Origin of the sequence: Kitasatospora sp. NPDC057936 (assembly GCF_042887525.1) — a bacterium.
Taxonomy (GTDB): domain Bacteria; phylum Actinomycetota; class Actinomycetes; order Streptomycetales; family Streptomycetaceae; genus Kitasatospora.
The window spans coordinates 1-14,234 of the sequence record NZ_JBHVPD010000118.1; the positions used below are offsets into that span (position 1 = coordinate 1).

Below are 14,234 nucleotides of genomic sequence, written 5' to 3' on the forward strand. Positions count from 1 at the left end.
AAAGTTCGATATGCTAATGCATTGTTTAGCACGGCTCATTAAAAACGCCGGGCCGCGGTGCCGCCCGTGGCGGCGAGACGGGCGGCACCGCGGGGACTCACTCCGCCGGGGCGATCCGGTACCCGCCGCGCGCCGAGTACAGCGTCAGCGCCTCGACCGGACAGAAGTCGACCGCCTCGGTCAGTTCGGCCGTCAGCTCCGCGCCGTCCCCGCCGTACCCGGCCACCGGCTCGGCCAGGCCCTCCGCCCCGAGCGCCAGCGAATCGGGCGCGCTGAGGGCGCACATCCCGGAGCCGATGCAGCGGTCCCGGTCGACGCGGACGACGACCGTCTCGGCGCCCGCCGCGGAGCCGGTCTCGGCACCCGTCTCTGGACCGGCCGTCACCAGGCCACCTGCAGCGAGTTCGGACTGCGGGTCAGCAGCCCGCGCCGCCAGTCGATCGAGCCGGCCGGGTCGGTGAGCCGCAGCGAGGGCAGCCGGCGGGCCAGCCGGTGCAGGGCCAGTTCGAGCTCCATCCGGGCCAGCCACGCGCCCAGGCAGTGGTGCGGTCCGGCGCCGAAGGTGTACATCGGCGCGACGAGCGGGGAGAACAGCTCGGTCAGCAGGTCCCCGGTGAAGACCTCCGGGTCCATGTTGGCCGCGCTGGTGTCGGCGGCGACCACGCTGCCGGCCGGGATGACCACCCCGCCGATCTCGACCTCCTCCACGGTGCGCCGCAGCAGGCCGGGGAAGTAGTCGGTGTCCCCGAGCGGCACGGCCCGCAGCAGCTGTTCGGTCGCGGCGGCGGCGCTGGCCTCGTCGGCGGCCAGCCGCTGCCAGGCGTCGCGCCCGTCGCCCAGGAGGTAGACGAGCGCGTTGCCGAGGGACGTCATCGTGGTCTCGTGCCCGGCCACGACGAGCCCGATCACGAGCGTGACCAGCTGCCCCTCGGTGATCGAGCCGTCCTCGGCGGCGGCCGCCAGCAGGCTGCTGACCAGGTCCTCGCCCGGGTCGGCGCGCCGCTCGGCGATCACGGCGGAGCCGAATTCGGCGAACTCGCCCATCGCGGTGACGATCGCCTCGGCGCTGTGGGCGGTGGTGGAGAGCGCGTGGTCGCTCCAGTGGGCGAGCCGCTTGCTGTCCAGGTTGTCCAGCCCCATCAGCCGGCTGATCACCGCGACCGGCAGCGGGCGGGTGTAACCGGCGACGATGTCGGCCGGGTTGCCGTGGTCGATCAGCTCGTCGATCAGGCCCTCGATCACCGAGGCCACCCAGGGCCGCCAGCGCGCGATCGCGCGCGGCGTGAACGCCCGCTGCACGGTGCGGCGCAGCCGCTGGTGCTCGGTGCCGTCGATGTTCAGCATGCTGTTCGGATCGTCCAGCAGGTTGGGCGCGTTGGTGAGCGGCGGCGCGTCCGGCGCGTACAGCGGAGCGCGGCCGAGCCGCGGGTCGGTGAGGACCTGCCGCACGTCGGCGTGCCGGCTGACCAGCCAGACCGGGGTGCCGGTGGGCAGCGCGGAGAGCCGGGGCGGACCGGCCTCGGCGTGGCGCGGGCAGTGCAGCGGCGTGAGCGGGGCGGTGCCGGTGCCGGCACCGGTCGCACTGTTCTCGGCGGACATCCGTACTCCAGACTCCAGGGCGGTGGGCCGCGCGGGCGGCCCGGCGGGGGGTGGAACCGGGGAGGTGCGGGGGACGGGTGGGGCGGGCCGGCGGACGGCTCGGCTCTGGCCGGCGGGTGGGACCGGGATCGGACGGGACCGGGGTCCGGGTACGCGGACCCGGCCGACGGGTGGGACCGGGTGGGACCGGGGCGGGCGAGGTCGGGCGCGCCGGTCGTGCCGGGGCGCGCCGGTCGTCACGGGAGTGTGCTGAGCGTCATCGCGTGGACCGCTTCTGCTACGACCGTACGTGGGCGGCGGTCCGCGCGTCTGCGGTACTTCCGGCCAACGCCGATGCTTTCCGGGCACTTCGGCGCGCACGCACGGGCGCCCGGCGCCCTCCGTGCGCCCCCGGCCGAGCTGGGCCGCGATCGGCTCCGGGTATGCCGCCGTCATATCCCGGGACCTGGGCGGACGGTGATCCGGTGACCGGACCCGCCCGCCGGGCGGGCGCGGGCGTGGACGATACGCTTCGTGGGCAAGTGGTTCGACGCAGGTCACGCCGGGTGCGACGGCGCCCCGGCCGACGGAGGTGGAAACGGATGGCCCAGCAGGTCAAGGCAGTCATCGCGCGTGCCAAGGGCGCGCCCGTGGAGGTGACCACGATCGTCGTGCCGGACCCGGGGCCGGGCGAGGCCGTCGTCCGGATCCAGGCCTGCGGCGTGTGCCACACCGACCTCCACTACCGCGAGGGCGGGATCAACGACGAGTTCCCGTTCCTCCTCGGCCACGAGGCCGCGGGCGTCGTCGAGTCGGTCGGCGAGGGCGTCACCGAGGTCGCCCCGGGCGACTTCGTCGTCCTCAACTGGCGCGCGGTGTGCGGCCAGTGCCGGGCGTGCCGGCGCGGCCGTCCGCAGTACTGCTTCGACACCCACAACGCGAAGCAGAAGATGACGCTGCTGGACGGCACCGAGCTGTCCCCGGCGCTCGGCATCGGCGCGTTCGCCGAGAAGACCCTCGTCGCGGCCGGCCAGTGCACCAAGGTCGACCCGGCCGCCGAGCCGGCCGTCGCGGGCCTGCTGGGCTGCGGCGTGATGGCGGGCCTCGGCGCCGCGATCAACACCGGCGGCGTCGGGCGGGGCGACTCGGTCGCCGTGATCGGCTGCGGCGGCGTCGGCGGCGCGGCGGTCCTGGGCTCCCGGCTGGCGGGCGCGGCGCGGATCATCGCCGTCGACATCGACGACCGCAAGCTGGAGACGGCCCGCGGCCTCGGCGCCACCCACACCGTCAACTCCCGCACCACCGACCCGGTCGAGGCCATCCGCGAGCTCACCGGCGGCCACGGCGCGGACGTCGTCGTCGAGGCGGTCGGCCGCCCCGAGACCTACAAGCAAGCGTTCTACGCGCGCGACCTCGCCGGCACCGTCGTCCTGGTCGGCGTGCCCACCCCGGAGATGACGCTGGAGCTCCCGCTGCTCGACGTCTTCGGCCGCGGCGGCGCCCTCAAGTCCTCCTGGTACGGCGACTGCCTGCCCTCCCGGGACTTCCCGATGCTCATCGACCTCTACCTCCAGGGCCGCCTGGACCTCGGCGCGTTCGTCACCGAGACCATCGAACTCGACGCGGTGGAGCAGGCGTTCGAGCGCATGCACCAGGGCGACGTGCTCCGCTCGGTGGTGGTCCTGTGACCGCGCGCGTGGACCGTCTCGTGACGGCCGGGGTCTTCGAACTCGACGGCGGCAGCTGGGAGGTGGAGAACAACGTCTGGATCGTCGGCGACGACACCGAGGCCGTGGTGATCGACGCCGCGCACGACGCCGACGCGATCGAGGCCGCGCTCGGCGGGCGCCGACTGCTGGCGATCGTCTCCACCCACGCCCACAACGACCACGTCGACGCCGCCCCCGCGCTCGCCGAGCGCACCGGCGCGCCGATCCTGCTGCACCCCGACGACCTCCCGCTGTGGAAGCTCACCCACCCCGAGCGCCTCCCGGACGGCGAACTCGCCGACGGCCAGCGGATCGAGGTGGCCGGCACCGCGCTGACCGTCCTGCACACCCCCGGCCACGCGCCGGGCGCCGTCTGCCTGCACGCCCCGGAGCTCGGCACCGTCTTCACCGGCGACACCCTCTTCCACGGCGGGCCGGGCGCGACGGGCCGGTCGTTCTCGCACTTCCCGACGATCATCGACTCCATCCGGGACCGCCTCCTCACCCTCCCGCCCGAGACGGTGGTCCGCACCGGCCACGGCGACCCGACCACGATCGGCGCCGAGGCCCCGGCCCTGCCCGAATGGATCGCCCGCGGGCACTGACGCCCGGCGGCCCCGGGGCGGGTGCGCCCGCCCCGGGGGCCGTACGATCACGGCCATGGCCCACGACCCCCGCGACCTCGACGACGCGTTCCTCGCCTTCTGGCGCGAGCGTCACATCGCCACCCTCACCACTCGGCGCCCCGACGGCTCCCCGCACGTCGTACCCGTCGGCGTCACCTTCGACCCGCAGACCGGCATCGCCCGGGTGATCACCAGCCGCACCAGCCGCAAGGCCCGCAACGTCGCCGAAGCCGGCCCCGGCGGCCAGCGCGTCGCCGTCTGCCAGGTCGACCGCGCCCGCTGGTCCACGCTGGAGGGCGTCGCCGTCGTGCGTTCCGCCGCCGAGGAGGTGGCCGACGCCGAGCGCCGCTACGCCGCCCGCTACCGCGAGCCGCGCGTCAACCCGGACCGCGTCGTCCTGGAGATCACCGTCGACCGCGTCCTCGGCCGCGCCTGACGCTCCTGCCCGGCCTCACTCCGCCGGGGGCCGGACGCCTCCGACGGATCGGTTGACGCGCGTTGACGGCGCGTTGACCGTGCGTCGACGTCGGGTTCCTACGGTCGGTCCATCGGCAAGTTCCGCACCGCTCCGAAGGACTGACATGATCGACCCCGCCGTGTCGTCGCGCCGCGACACGCCCTGGATCGGCGACGATCCGCGCTTCACCGAGTTGCGCGCCTCCTACCGCAGGTTCGTCTTCCCGGTGACGGCGGCGTTCCTGCTCTGGTTCCTGGCGTACGTGCTCTGCTCGGCCTACGCCCGCGGCTTCATGGCGACCAAGGTCGCCGGGAACGTCAACGTGGCCCTGGTCTTCGGGCTGCTGCAGTTCGTCTCGACGTTCGGCATCGCCCTGGCCTACGGGCGGTTCGCGGCCCGGCGGCTGGACCCGCTGGCCGCGGCCCTGCGCGACGTGACGGCGAACCGCCCGGCGGCTCCGGCCGGTCGTGGCACCCGGGAAGCGACGGAGGCCCAGGCATGACCCAGCACCTCGAGCTCGCCGCCGCGGCGGCGCAGCCGGCCTCGCACAAGGGCCTGACCATCGGCCTGTTCGTCGCCCTCGTGGCGGTGACCCTCGTGATCACCCTCTGGGCGCGCCGCAGCACCCGGGGCACCGGCGGCTTCTACACCGGCGGCGGCCAGTTCTCGGCGCTGCAGAACGGGATCGCGATCTCGGGCGACTACCTGTCCGCGGCCTCGTTCCTCGGCATCGCCGGGATCATCGCGCTGGCCGGGTACGACGGCTTCCTCTACTCGATCGGCTTCCTGGTCGCCTGGCTGGTCGCGCTGCTGCTGGTGGCCGAACTGCTGCGCAACACCGGGCGGTTCACCATGGCCGACGTGCTGGCCGCGCGGCTGCGCAGCGGGCCGATGCGCACGGCCGCGGGCGTGTCGACGATCGTGGTCTCGATCTTCTACCTGATCGCGCAGATGGTCGGCGCGGCGACGATCGTGGGGCAGCTGCTCGACGTCAAGGGCGCCTCCGCGCAGATCTGGACCATCGTCGGGGTCGGCGCCCTGATGATCGTCTACGTGGTGGTCGGCGGGATGAAGGGCACCACCTGGGTGCAGATCGTCAAGGCGGGTCTGCTGATCGCCGGTGCGGCCACGATGACCCTGTGGGTGCTGGCGAAGTACGGCTTCGACCTCAGCCACCTGCTCGGGGACGCCGCGACGGCGTCCAAGAAGGGCGATGCCTTCCTCCAGCCCGGCCTGAAGTACGGGTCGACCGACGGCTGGTCGAAGCTCGATCTGGTCAGCCTGGGCGTGGCCCTGGTGCTGGGCACCGCGGCGCTGCCGCACGTGCTGGTGCGCTTCTACACCGTCCCGACCGGCAAGGACGCGCGCAAGTCGGTGAACTGGGCGATCGGCATCATCGGGGTGTTCTACCTGATGACCCTGGTGCTGGGCTTCGGCGCGGCCGCACTGGTGGGCACGGCGACGATCAGGGAGAAGGACCCGTCCGGCAACACCGCCGCCACGCTGCTGGCCGAGCACCTCGGCGGCGGCGCGGGCACCACCGGCGGCTCGCTGATGCTGGCCTTCATCGCGGCGGTGGCGTTCGCCACCATCCTGGCGGTCGTCGCGGGGCTCACGCTGACCTCCTCGTCGTCGTTCGCCCATGACCTCTACGCCAGCGTCATCCGCAAGGGCCGGGCGACGGAGCGGCAGGAGCTGCGGACGGCGAAGGTCGCGGCCGTGGTCATCGGCGCGGTCGCGGTCGTGCTGTCGATCTTCGCCCGGGACCTCAACGTGGCGTTCCTGGTGGCGCTGGCCTTCGCCATCGCGGCCTCGGCCAACCTGCCGGCGATCCTGCTGACCCTGTTCTGGCGGGGCTTCACCACCTTCGGTGCCAAGTGCGGCATCTACGCGGGCCTGGTCGCCTCGATCGGCCTGGTGCTGCTCTCCCCGATCTGCTGGGGCGGCGCGAGCGGTACGGTCCACGCGGTGAAGCTGACGGCCGCCCAGGCGAAGGACTGCGGGGTGGCGGTGACCAGCAAGGAGGTCGGCAACGCCACGGCGCTGATCTCCTGCACGACCACGGCGCCGGTCCCGCTGCAGAACCCGGGCGTCGTCTCGATCCCGATCGGGTTCGCCGCCGCCGTCCTCGGCTCGCTGGCCGGCGGCCGCCGCCGTCGCGACGAGGACCCGGACGGGCGGTCCTTCGAGGACCTGGAGGTCCGGGCCCTCACCGGGGCAGGGCGGTAGCCGTGGAAACCCGTACCAATCTCGACGAGTTCCTCTCCGACCTCGCGCGCTACGCGGCCGCCGACGTCCTGACCGCCCAGCTCACCGCGGACACCCTGCGCAAGTACCTGCGGGCCGGGCTGATCGTCCCGGACGACCTGTGCGCCGGTGACACCGACGGCTACGCGCAGCGGCTGCTGCACGCCGGACCGACGCACTCCGTGGTGGCCCTGACCTGGCTGCCCGGGCAGTCGACCCCGGTCCACGACCACGTCGCCTGGTGCGTGTCCGGCGTGCTGGAGGGCGTGGAGGTGGACGAGGCGTACCGGCTGTGGCGGGTGCCCCGCTCCGGCCGCAGGGTGCTGGTGCCGGCCGGCCGGACCACCTGCTCGCCCGGCCGGGTGCAGCTCCTGGTGCCGCCCGACGAGGACATCCACCGGGTGTCGAACGGCGGCACCGGCCGGGCGGTCTCGCTGCACGTCTACGGGGCGGACATCTCGCTGAGCGGGCACAGCTCGATCAACCGGGTCTTCGGGCAGGAGGTGGTCGACGTCCCGCCGGACGGGGCCCGGCTGGTGAGCTGGCGGCGTTCGGACGGCCTCGCGCCGTGACCGGCGCGGCGTGAGGAGACGGGCCGCCCGATCCGGGCGGCCCGTCAGCCGTGTTCCGGCGTCCCGGCGAGCTCGTGCAGGGAGGCCTTGAGGGCGGCGACGAAGCGGTCCTGGGTGGCCTCGTCGACCAGGTCGAGCGAGAGGTAGGGGTTGAGGTCCTCCAGCTCGACGAGGAGGAGGTCGCCCTCGGGCGTGCGGCAGGCGTCGACGCGCTGGATGCCGTGCTCGATCGTGTTCCAGGCGATGAAGCGGCGGGCGAAGTCGAGGTCGGCGGCGGTGGGTCCGTACGGTTCGAGGCGCCAGCGCTGCTCGGGGTCGGGGGCGTGCAGCGCGTACTGGAAGGCGTCGTCGACGAAGTAGAACGAGACCTCGTACGCGAAGCGGACCAGCGGCTGGACCAGGACGCCGTCCCCGAACGCGACGGAACCGAGCTCCTCGCGGGGGACGATCCGCAGGCCGATCGAGTCGGCGCCGAGCTTCGGCTTGACGACGTACTCGGGCACGACGGGCAGCCGCCCGAGGTCCTCGGCCCGGTCGGCGGTGGGGATGACGGGGTACCCGGCGGCATCGAGGTCGACCAGGTACTGCTTGCCGGCCATGTCGGCGCGCCCGGTGAGCTGGTTGTAGACGCGGGTGCCGCGGTCGAGGGCGCGGTCCCGGAAGGCCTCGTACGCGGCGCGGTAGTTCAGCACCGGGCCGCTGTTGCGCACGAGGACGAGGTCGAAGGCGTCCATCAGCGTGGCGGCGTCGAGGGGGTGGCACAGGGCGACGTCGAAGTCCTCGCGCAGGCGCGCGGAGAGCCGGATGTCCTCGTCGCAGTAGCGGCGGCCGCGGGCCGGGTAGGCCAGGTCGGTGACGAACAGGACGCGGGGCTTGGCGGCGGACATGTCTCTCCTGAAGATCATTTCTCCAGCTCAGCCTACTACTGCGCATCCACGGAGGGAGGCCGGTGACGTAGGACGCCGGCGGCCTCGGTGCCCACCGTCAAATGACTGATGTGCGCCCCGTGACCGGTCGGCGAGAGTCATGGGCGCCGGGTGATGCCCAGGCGCTTGTGGACGTGAGGGAACGAGGAGAACAACGATGGCAACCAGTCAGCTCGCCGGGAAGTGGAAGACGGCCGTGGTCGCCGGGGCCGCGGCCCTCGCCGTCACCGGCGGCATCGCCGCGCCGGCCAGTGCGGCGCCCCTGCTGGGCTCGGCGAGCGGTGCCCGGCTGGGGGAGCCGGCGCAGCCCCGCGACCCGGGTGCCCGCAGGCACCACTGGATCGTCCAGGCCCAGTACGGCACCGTGTCCGCCCTGAACCGGGCGACCAACTACGCCTGGCAGCGCAACTACAAGGACTGGACGGTCGCCATCATCGGCAACAACATCCAGGGCAACAAGGTCACCGTCTACACCAAGATCACCAACCTGTTCTACGGTGAGGGCGGCGTCATCGGCGCCCAGACGGCGCCGACGCCGCAGGTGCTGATCGCCCAGAACACCATCAAGGCCCAGGGCGGCGTCAGCATCATCACCGAGATCGTGAACGTCCACTTCATCAGCCCCAAGTGGGAGGACGTCTACAGTGCCGACTGCCGTGCCCAGGAGAACATCTTCGACGCGGTGAAGGCGCAGCTCGCCTGCACCCTGGGCTGAGCCGGAGCCGCTCACGGGCCACCGGCCAGCGTGCGGAGCACGTCCAGGCCGGCGGCGATCGCGGGTTCGTGCGCCGTGTTGTGGCGGACGGCGACCTCGATCCTGCGGGTGAGGGTGTCGTCCGCCACCGGCCGTGCGGTCAGCGTGGACGGCAGGTGGGCCGTGGCCAGCCGGGGGATCAGCGCGGCGTGGCCCGCGCTCTCGGCGAGGGCGATCATCGCGGAGAAGTCGGTGCAGACGTTCCTGACCCGCGGGGTGAAGCCGGCCGAGCGGCAGGCCTGGAGGACGGCGGCGCCGCAGGCGGTCTGCGGCGGCGCGGTGGTCCAGTGGGCGTCCGCGAGCTCGCGCAGGTCGATCGGCGCACCCGTCGGCCGGGCCGCCGGGTGACCGGACGGCAGCACGGCGACCAAGGGATCGGACCGCAGCGCCCGGGTCTCCACGTCCGCGTGCGGGGGCGTGGCCAGGTTGTCGTACCGGTAGACGACGGCGAGGTCGGCGCGCCGCTGGAGCAGCAGCCGGACGGCGGCCTCGGGCTCGGCCTCGGTGATGTGGAGCCGCACGTCCGGGTGGGCGGTCTTCAGGGCGGTGCCGAGCGGGGCGGCCAGCGGTACGAGGGCGCTGGGGAAGCAGGCGAGGCGGAGCGGGCCCGCGGGGCTCCCGGTCTCGGCGTGCAGGCGGATGCGGGCGTGCTCCAGGGCGGCGAGCACGTGCTCGGTGTCGCCGGCGAGGCGGCGGCCCGCGGCCGTGAGGTGGACGGAGCGGCCGGTGCGTTCCAGGAGGCGGGTGCCGGTCTCCTCTTCGAGCAGCCGCAGCTGCTGCGAGACGGCGGACGGCGTGACGCCGTGGAGGTCGGCCACGGCGGTGACCGTGCCGTGGGCCTCCAGGTCGCGGAGGAGGACGAGTCGTCGAACGTCGAGCATCAGTTCATCTTAAGGAAGCGGTGTAGGAGATGTAGCTGGACACGGGTGCGCCCGGTTGGCGACCCTGGCTGCTCCAGTCCAGGTCCCATGAGCAGTGCCAGGAGAGTTCCGTGCGCGCCACCGTGATCCACGCCCCCACCGACATCCGGATCGAGGAGGTGCCCGACCCGGTGGTGCGGCGGCCGACCGACGCCGTCGTGCGGGTGGTCAACGCCTGCATCTGCGGCAGCGACCTGTGGGCGTACCGCGGCGTGGCGCCCCGGGTGGCCGGGCAGCGGATCGGCCACGAGTTCCTCGGCATCGTCGAGGAGGTTGGCGCCGAGGTGTCCGGCTTCGCCCGCGGCGACTTCGTGGTGGCCCCGTTCGTCTGGTCGGACGGCACCTGCGAGTTCTGCCGCGACGGCCTGCACACCTCCTGCCCGCGGGGCGGCTTCTGGGGCGAGGTCGGCTCCGACGGTGGCCAGGGCGAGGCCGTCCGGGTCCCCTTCGCCGACGGCACCCTGGTCAGGCTGCCCAAGGAGGCGGCCGGGGACGAGGCGCTGCTGCCCGGCCTGCTCGCCCTGTCCGACGTGATGAGCACCGGCCACCACGCGGCGGTCTCGGCGCGGGTGCGTCCGGGCGCGACGGTCGCCGTGGTCGGCGACGGCGCGGTCGGCCTGTGCGGGGTGCTCGCCGCGCAGCGGCTCGGCGCCGGCCGGATCATCGCGCTGGGCCGCCACGAGGCGCGCACGGCCATCGCCCGCAAGTTCGGCGCCACGGACGTCGTCGCCGAGCGCGGGGAGGCCGCGATCGAGGCGGTCAGGGAGCTGACCGGCGGCACCGGCGCGCACGCCGTCCTGGAGGCCGTCGGCACCGAGGAGTCGATGCGCACCGCGATCTCCATCGCCCGCGACGGCGGCGCGGTCGGCTACGTCGGCGTGCCGCACGGCGGCAGCGCCGGCGTCGACATCCGGCAGATGTTCGACCGCAACGTGGCGGTCGTCGGCGGCGTCGCCCCCGCCCGCGCCTACATCCCCGAGCTGCTGCCCGACGTCCTCTCCGGCGCGATCGACCCGGGCCTCGTCTTCGACCGCACCGTCACCCTCGACGGCGTGCCGGACGGCTACCGCGCGATGGACGACCGCTCGGCGCTGAAGGTCCGGATCGCCTTCTGACGTCCCGCCGTTGCCGGGCCGCAGGCTCCCGCCGGGGCCGCACGGTCCCCGCGGCCCGGGCTCGCCTCGTCGGGTGAGGTCGGGGCGCGGTGGGGCGTGGGGGACGGGAGGGGCGGGGGTGGGCTCCCATAGTCGGAGGACGGGGGGTCATATCCGCCGACTGTGGGACGACACGATGATGAGATCACCGCGCCGTGAGGTGCTCCTGGCCGTTGCACTGCTCGCCCTCGCGGGGTGCGGCGGGCCGCCGGTGCCGGAGGCCGTTCCGTCGGTGGCCACGAGCCCGACGGCCGTGCCGACGCCCCCGGGGCCGCGGGCGTTCACGCTGGTGGCGACGGGGGACGTCCTGCCGCACACCGAGATCATCCAGCAGGCCAAGGAGGACGCCGGGGGCACCGGGTACGACTTCACGCGGATGCTCGCCGGGGTCAAGCCCGTCATCGGGGCCGCCGACCTGGCCATCTGTCACATGGAGACGGTGTACGGCGCCGACGGCGGGCCGTTCACCGGGTACCCGTCGTTCAAGTCGCCCCCGCAGGTGGCCCGGGCGCTCAAGGACGCCGGGTACGCGTCCTGCGACACCGCCTCCAACCACACGCTCGACGACGGGCCGGCCGGGATCCGGCGCACGCTCGACGCCATGGACGCCGTCGGGCTGAAGCACACCGGGTCCGCGCGCGGCGAGGAGGAGGCGGGCGGGCCCGCGCTGCTCACGGCGGGCGGGGCGACGGTGGCCCAACTCGCCTACACGTACGGCACCAACGGCATCCCGTTGCCGAAGGGGCAGCCCTGGGCCGTCAACCTCATCGACCGCGACCGGATCCTCGCCGACGCGCGGGCCGCCCGGGAGGCGGGGGCGGACGTCGTCGTGGTCAGCGTCCACTGGGGCACCGAGTGGCAGGACGCCCCGAACGAGCAGCAGCTCGCGCTGGCCCGCGACCTCGCCGCCGAGCCGGAGCCCGGGCGGCCGGTGGTCGACCTGGTCCTCGGGACGCACGCCCACATCCCGCAGGCCTACGAGAAGATCAACGACACCTGGACGGTCTACGGCATGGGCGACCAGCTCGCGGGCCACATGTTCAACCCCACGGGCGCCGAGGACCCGCGCGGCAACTGGTCCTCGATCGCCCGGTTCACCTTCTCGCCGCCGGCCGCGCCCGGGCGGCGGTGGACCGTGACGAAGGCGGAGTTCGTCCCGCAGGTCACCGACCTCGGGCCGCCCTACCGCGTCCTCGACCTGCGGGAGGCCGCCCGCGCCGACCCCGGCCGGGCCGACTACGCCACGGCCCTCGACCACATCCGCTCCGTCGTGCTCAGCCGGGGTGCCGGACCGGCGGGGCTGACCATGGCGCCATAACGCGCCGAATCCCCGCACAGCGGGCGGTGTTCATCCGACGACAAGTCAGCTCTTATCGAGCGGCCCCATGATCTCCGGGGGCGCCCCGGTCGACGGCGTGCGCGCAACCGATGCGACTTGACTCAGGGAGAACCATGCGTGGCACCGTGCTCGCCGACCGCTACCGGCTGGTGGACTGGCTGGGCGGTGGGTCGATGGGCGACGTGTGGCTCGCCGAGGACGAGGTCCTCGGCCGCCGGGTGGCCGTCAAGGTCGTCAAGCCCGTCCTGCTGGACGAGCCGGGATTCGCCGAGCGCTTCCACGCCGAGGCGCGCGTCATGGCGCAGCTGCGGCACCCGGGCATCGTCGGGGTCTACGACTTCGGGCACGGCGAGGCCCCCGTGATCGGGAGGCAGGTCGCCTACCTGGTCATGGAGCTGATCGAGGGGGAGCCGCTGAGCGCCGTGCTGGCGCGCCGGGGCAGCCTGCCGGCCGAGGAGGCGCTGCGGATGGCGCTCCAGGTGCTGGAGGCGCTGGTGGCGGCGCACGGGACCGGGGTGGTCCACCGGGACGTCAAGCCGGCCAACCTGATGGTGTGCGGCGACCGGACGGTGATCGCGGACTTCGGGATCGCCCGCCCCGGCAGCGACGCCCGGCTGACCGTCCCCGGGATGGTCCTCGGCACCGCCGCGTACCAGGCGCCGGAGCAGGCCTCGACCGGGCCGGTCACCGGCTCGGCGGACCTCTACGCGCTCGGCGTCGTCCTCTACGAGTGCCTGGCCGGGCGGCTGCCGTTCGACGGGGAGACCGCGCTGGAGGTGATCCTCCAGCACCTGACGGAGCCCGTGCCGCCGCTGCCGGACCCGATACCCGGGCCGGTGCGGGCGATCGTCGAGCGGGCGATGGCGAAGGACCCGGGCGAGCGCTGGCCGGACGCGGCGGCGATGGCGGAGGCCGTCCGGGAGGCGCTGGCGGCGGGTGCCGCGGAGGGCGTGCCCGCGGTTGCGGTCCACACCGGCCAACGACCCGTCGCCGGGCGCCGGTCGTGGACCGGCCTGCGGCGGCGGGCGGTGGTGTCGGTCGTGGCGATGGCCGTGCTGGGCGCGGTGGGCGCCACCGGGGCGGTGGTGAGCCGGCCGGGCGCGGGCGGCGTGCCGCACGGCGACGCCGTCGCCGCGGGGCCGACGGCCGGCGCCGGGCGGTCCGGGGACCCGGGCGGTGCGGTGCCGCCGGACCCGAACGTCCCGTCCGGCGGCCTTCCGACGCCCGACGCGCCGACGCCGACGCCCTCCGCCGGCCCGGGCGCGGGGGACGGGGGCGGCCCGGTGCCCGTGTCCGCCGCGACGTCGGGCCCCAGCGCCGGGCCCGTGCCGGCGGGCGCGCTCGCCCCGCCGGCCACGCTGCCCGTCACCGGCCAGGCCCCCACCGGGAAGGCCCAGCCGCCCTCCGCCGCGCCGACCACCGGGGCGCCGGCGCCGGCCCCCGCCCAGCCGACCGCCACCGTGCCGCCCGCGGTGCCGACGGCGGCCCCGCAGCCGCAGCCGCAGCCACAGCCGCAGCCCACGCAAGCGCCGAAGCCGGCGCCGCAACTGCCCCCGCTGGCGCAGCTCTCCCTCGGGAGCAACGCGTTGGACAACGCCTACTCCGTCGACAAGGACGGCAACCGCGTCGGCACCTATCCGGCCAACCGCTCCCCGGCTCAGCAGTGGCGCCTGGACTACTTCTCCGACGGGCGCTACCTCCTGCGCAACGGCTCGACGAACTACACCAAGGTCCTCGACCTCGAACTGACCACCGGCCGGATCCAGGTCTGGACGAACCCGCCGGGCGCGGAGAACCAGCTCTGGTCCTTCGTCCCGGTCCCCGGCGGCTACCAGGTCGTCAACTCCTCCACCAAGCAGTGCCTGACCTCCGACGGCATGGCCCAGTGGGTCAGGGTGCAGGCCTGCTCGGAGGCGGACAACCAGGTGTGGACGCTGTCCTGACGCGGACGT

The 14,234-nt window shown here is 74.2% G+C and carries 14 protein-coding genes; 10 read left to right on the top strand and 4 right to left on the bottom strand.

Annotation, left to right across the window (positions count from 1 at the left end):
* Positions 1–97: 97 nt before the first annotated feature.
* Both ACFVU9_RS39735 and ACFVU9_RS39740 read right to left on the bottom strand, forming a co-directional pair.
* Positions 98–385 (bottom strand): ferredoxin, encoded by a 288-nt coding sequence (locus ACFVU9_RS39735; protein ID WP_380495419.1) that lies wholly within the window; start codon positions 383–385, stop codon positions 98–100.
* Positions 382–1,599: a cytochrome P450 gene (locus tag ACFVU9_RS39740; protein ID WP_380439224.1), complete on the bottom strand. Its 1,218-nt coding sequence runs from the start codon at positions 1,597–1,599 to the stop codon at positions 382–384. The genes ACFVU9_RS39735 and ACFVU9_RS39740 overlap by 4 nt, the downstream gene beginning before the upstream one ends.
* 581 nt (positions 1,600–2,180) lie before the next feature.
* On the opposite strand from ACFVU9_RS39740, the gene ACFVU9_RS39745 reads away from it, so the two are divergent.
* The 6 genes from ACFVU9_RS39745 to ACFVU9_RS39770 all read left to right on the top strand — a co-directional run bounded on the left by ACFVU9_RS39745 (position 2,181) and on the right by ACFVU9_RS39770 (position 7,189).
* On the top strand, positions 2,181–3,266 hold the full coding sequence (locus ACFVU9_RS39745) for an S-(hydroxymethyl)mycothiol dehydrogenase (protein ID WP_359970931.1): 1,086 nt from the start codon (positions 2,181–2,183) through the stop codon (positions 3,264–3,266).
* A complete protein-coding gene (locus ACFVU9_RS39750) occupies positions 3,263–3,892 on the top strand; it encodes an MBL fold metallo-hydrolase (RefSeq protein WP_387602048.1) in 630 nt (209 codons plus the stop codon). The genes ACFVU9_RS39745 and ACFVU9_RS39750 overlap by 4 nt, the downstream gene beginning before the upstream one ends.
* Positions 3,893–3,947: 55 nt before the next feature.
* On the top strand, positions 3,948–4,349 hold the full coding sequence (locus tag ACFVU9_RS39755; RefSeq protein ID WP_380439218.1) for a pyridoxamine 5'-phosphate oxidase family protein: 402 nt from the start codon (positions 3,948–3,950) through the stop codon (positions 4,347–4,349).
* Positions 4,350–4,494: 145 nt separating this feature from the next.
* Positions 4,495–4,872: a DUF485 domain-containing protein gene (locus ACFVU9_RS39760; protein ID WP_380439216.1), complete on the top strand. Its 378-nt coding sequence runs from the start codon at positions 4,495–4,497 to the stop codon at positions 4,870–4,872.
* Positions 4,869–6,599 carry a cation acetate symporter gene (locus ACFVU9_RS39765; RefSeq protein ID WP_387602051.1) on the top strand — a complete coding sequence of 577 codons (1,731 nt, stop codon included), beginning with the start codon at positions 4,869–4,871 and terminating at the stop codon, positions 6,597–6,599. The genes ACFVU9_RS39760 and ACFVU9_RS39765 overlap by 4 nt, the downstream gene beginning before the upstream one ends.
* A gap of 2 nt (positions 6,600–6,601) precedes the next feature.
* Positions 6,602–7,189 carry a cysteine dioxygenase gene (locus tag ACFVU9_RS39770; protein WP_380439212.1) on the top strand — a complete coding sequence of 196 codons (588 nt, stop codon included), beginning with the start codon at positions 6,602–6,604 and terminating at the stop codon, positions 7,187–7,189.
* Positions 7,190–7,233: 44 nt separating this feature from the next.
* On the opposite strand, the gene ACFVU9_RS39775 is transcribed toward ACFVU9_RS39770, so the two are convergent.
* On the bottom strand, positions 7,234–8,076 hold the full coding sequence (locus ACFVU9_RS39775) for a hypothetical protein (RefSeq protein ID WP_380439210.1): 843 nt from the start codon (positions 8,074–8,076) through the stop codon (positions 7,234–7,236).
* A 196-nt stretch (positions 8,077–8,272) separates the two neighbouring features.
* Here ACFVU9_RS39775 and ACFVU9_RS39780 point away from each other — a divergent pair, with 196 nt between their 5' ends.
* Complete coding sequence (locus tag ACFVU9_RS39780; protein ID WP_387602055.1) at positions 8,273–8,830, top strand: hypothetical protein; 558 nt, start codon at positions 8,273–8,275, stop codon at positions 8,828–8,830.
* An 11-nt stretch (positions 8,831–8,841) separates the two neighbouring features.
* On the opposite strand, the gene ACFVU9_RS39785 is transcribed toward ACFVU9_RS39780, so the two are convergent.
* Positions 8,842–9,750, bottom strand: coding sequence for a LysR family transcriptional regulator (locus ACFVU9_RS39785; protein ID WP_387602058.1), 909 nt, complete (start codon positions 9,748–9,750; stop codon positions 8,842–8,844).
* A 110-nt stretch (positions 9,751–9,860) separates the two neighbouring features.
* On the opposite strand from ACFVU9_RS39785, the gene ACFVU9_RS39790 reads away from it, so the two are divergent.
* From ACFVU9_RS39790 to ACFVU9_RS39800, 3 genes are all read left to right on the top strand, one after another.
* Positions 9,861–10,904 (top strand): zinc-dependent alcohol dehydrogenase family protein, encoded by a 1,044-nt coding sequence (locus tag ACFVU9_RS39790; protein WP_387602061.1) that lies wholly within the window; start codon positions 9,861–9,863, stop codon positions 10,902–10,904.
* Between the two features lie 175 nt (positions 10,905–11,079).
* Positions 11,080–12,261: a CapA family protein gene (locus tag ACFVU9_RS39795; RefSeq protein ID WP_387602063.1), complete on the top strand. Its 1,182-nt coding sequence runs from the start codon at positions 11,080–11,082 to the stop codon at positions 12,259–12,261.
* Positions 12,262–12,395: 134 nt separating this feature from the next.
* The gene (locus ACFVU9_RS39800; RefSeq protein ID WP_387602066.1) at positions 12,396–14,225 is read left to right on the top strand and encodes a protein kinase; all 1,830 of its coding nucleotides are present in this window, start codon (positions 12,396–12,398) and stop codon (positions 14,223–14,225) included.
* Positions 14,226–14,234: the final 9 nt, after the last annotated feature.

Coding starts and splice junctions, on each gene's coding strand:
- ACFVU9_RS39740 (WP_380439224.1), bottom strand. CDS start 1,599: ATGTCCGCCGAGAACAGTGCGACCGGTGCCGGCACCGGCACCGCCCCG.
- ACFVU9_RS39745 (WP_359970931.1), top strand. CDS start 2,181: ATGGCCCAGCAGGTCAAGGCAGTCATCGCGCGTGCCAAGGGCGCGCCC.
- ACFVU9_RS39755 (WP_380439218.1), top strand. CDS start 3,948: ATGGCCCACGACCCCCGCGACCTCGACGACGCGTTCCTCGCCTTCTGG.
- ACFVU9_RS39760 (WP_380439216.1), top strand. CDS start 4,495: ATGATCGACCCCGCCGTGTCGTCGCGCCGCGACACGCCCTGGATCGGC.
- ACFVU9_RS39765 (WP_387602051.1), top strand. CDS start 4,869: ATGACCCAGCACCTCGAGCTCGCCGCCGCGGCGGCGCAGCCGGCCTCG.
- ACFVU9_RS39775 (WP_380439210.1), bottom strand. CDS start 8,076: ATGTCCGCCGCCAAGCCCCGCGTCCTGTTCGTCACCGACCTGGCCTAC.
- ACFVU9_RS39780 (WP_387602055.1), top strand. CDS start 8,273: ATGGCAACCAGTCAGCTCGCCGGGAAGTGGAAGACGGCCGTGGTCGCC.
- ACFVU9_RS39785 (WP_387602058.1), bottom strand. CDS start 9,750: ATGCTCGACGTTCGACGACTCGTCCTCCTCCGCGACCTGGAGGCCCAC.
- ACFVU9_RS39795 (WP_387602063.1), top strand. CDS start 11,080: ATGATGAGATCACCGCGCCGTGAGGTGCTCCTGGCCGTTGCACTGCTC.
- ACFVU9_RS39800 (WP_387602066.1), top strand. CDS start 12,396: ATGCGTGGCACCGTGCTCGCCGACCGCTACCGGCTGGTGGACTGGCTG.